The sequence below is a fragment of the Rhizobacter sp. P2_H2 genome (genome assembly GCF_056403375.1).
The window spans coordinates 1-1,906 of the sequence record NZ_JBFUFP010001037.1; the positions used below are offsets into that span (position 1 = coordinate 1).

Here is a 1,906-nt window from a genome sequence, read left to right on the forward strand (position 1 = left end):
ATCGAGGACAACGGCATCGTGATGGCGACGTATTCGAACGGCCAGTCCAAGCCGGCCGGCCAGATGGAGCTCGCGAACTTCCGCAACACGCAGGGCCTGAAGCCGCTGGGCGGCAACAACTGGTCGCGCAGCTACGAGTCGGGCGATCCCATCCTGGGCGTTCCATCGGAAGGCAACATGGGCGTGCTGCAGTCGGGCGCGCTCGAGGAGTCGAACGTCGACCTGACCGCCGAGCTCGTCAACATGATGACCGCGCAGCGCACCTACCAGGCCAACGCGCAGACCATCAAGACGCAGGACCAGGTGTTGCAGACGCTGGTCAACCTGCGCTGATCGACTGAGGCATAGATAGCGATGTCATTCAACGTGCAGCCGGCCGAGCGCCGGGCCGCTCCCAAGCCGGCCGGCATCCCCTCGGGGGATCGGCGGTTGTACCCAACCGACGAGGGGTCGTCATGGACCGCATGATCTACCTGTCGATGTCAGGGGCGAAGGCCATGATGCAACGGCAGGACACGCTGTCGCACAACCTCGCGAACGCGTCGACGCCGGGCTTCAAGTCCGAGCTGGCGGCGTTCCGCGCGGTGCCGGTGCTCGGCAGCGGCGCCAGCACCCGCGTCTATGCGCTCGAGACCACGCCCGGCTACGACGCGACGCCCGGCCCGGTCACCGCGACCGGCCGCAACCTCGATGTCGCGGTGAAGGGCAACAGCTGGCTGTCGGTGCAGGCGCTCGACGGCACCGAGGGGTACACCCGCGGCGGCTCGCTCGACATCACCGCCGACGGCACGCTGACCACGCGCAGCGGCCTGCCGATCCTCGGCGACGGCGGCCCGATCCAGGTGCCGGCCAACAGCGAGATCTCGATCGGCACCGACGGCACCGTCAGCGCCAAGGGCACCAACGGCAAGATCACTCCGGTCGGCAAGCTGAAGCTGGTGACCGCGACCGACGAGACGCCGCTCGAACGCGGCACCGACGGCCTGTTCCGCGCCGCCACCGGCGACCTGCAGGCCGACCCGAATGCCCGCGTGCAGGACGGCGCGCTCGAAGGCTCGAACGTGAGCCCGATCGAGACCATGGTGTCGATGATCGCCGCGGCGCGCCAGTTCGAATCGCAGATGAAGATGCTGCAGACCGCGGAGGGCGACGAGAAGGCCGCCGCGCAGCTGCTGTCGCTGAATTGATCCGCAACGGAACCTGAAGGAACACCACCATGTTGAATTCTTTGTGGACTGCCAAGTCCGGCATGGAGGCCCAGCAGGCCCAGCTGGACGCCATCTCGCACAACCTCGCCAACTCGGCCACCAACGGCTACAAGAAGTCGCACGTGGTGTTCGAGGACCTGATGTACCAGAACCTGCGCCAGGCCGGCTCCAACAGCAGCGAGCAGACCACGCTGCCCACCGGCTACCAGGTGGGCCTGGGCACGCGCGCGGTCGCGACCTCGCGCAGCTTCAGCCAGGGCAACCTGCAGCAGAGCGGCAACACGCTGGACGTGGCGGTGCGCGGCAGCGGCTTCTTCGAGGTCCAGATGCCCGACGGCACCAACGCGTACACCCGCGACGGCTCGTTCCAGGTCGACTCGACCGGCAAGCTGGTGACGAACAACGGCTACACCGTGCAGCCCGGCATCACGATCCCGGCCAATGCGCAGAGCGTGAGCATCGGCAACGACGGCACCGTCACCGTCACGGTGCCCGGCCAGACCGCGCCGCAGACGGTGGGCCAGCTGCAGCTGACGAACTTCATCAACCCGGCCGGCCTCGAGCCCAAGGGCCAGAACCTGTTCACCGAGACCGCGGCCTCGGGCACGCCCAGCGCCGGCACGCCGGGACTGAACGGGCTGGGCCTGGTGCAGCAGGGCTTCGTCGAGACCTCGAACGTCAACCCGGTCGAGGAACTG

Annotated in this window: 3 protein-coding genes; all 3 read left to right on the forward strand. The window is 67.9% G+C overall.

The window, feature by feature from the left end; genetic code table 11:
• Window positions 1–333, forward strand: a 333-nt coding sequence (locus AC1D15_RS29735) for a flagellar hook-basal body complex protein (RefSeq protein WP_477828855.1), incomplete at its 5' end; no start/stop codon positions are given.
• Between the two features lie 122 nt (window positions 334–455).
• On the forward strand, window positions 456–1,187 hold the full coding sequence (gene flgF, locus AC1D15_RS29740; protein WP_047500528.1) for a flagellar basal-body rod protein FlgF: 732 nt from the start codon (window positions 456–458) through the stop codon (window positions 1,185–1,187).
• A gap of 29 nt (window positions 1,188–1,216) precedes the next feature.
• The coding region (gene flgG / locus AC1D15_RS29745; protein WP_477828856.1) for a flagellar basal-body rod protein FlgG at window positions 1,217–1,906 on the forward strand (690 nt) is incomplete at its 3' end.

What these genes read in the sequence shown, in the direction of transcription:
- flgF (WP_047500528.1), top strand. Translation starts at nt 456, where the DNA reads ATGGACCGCATGATCTACCTGTCGATGTCAGGGGCGAAGGCCATGATG.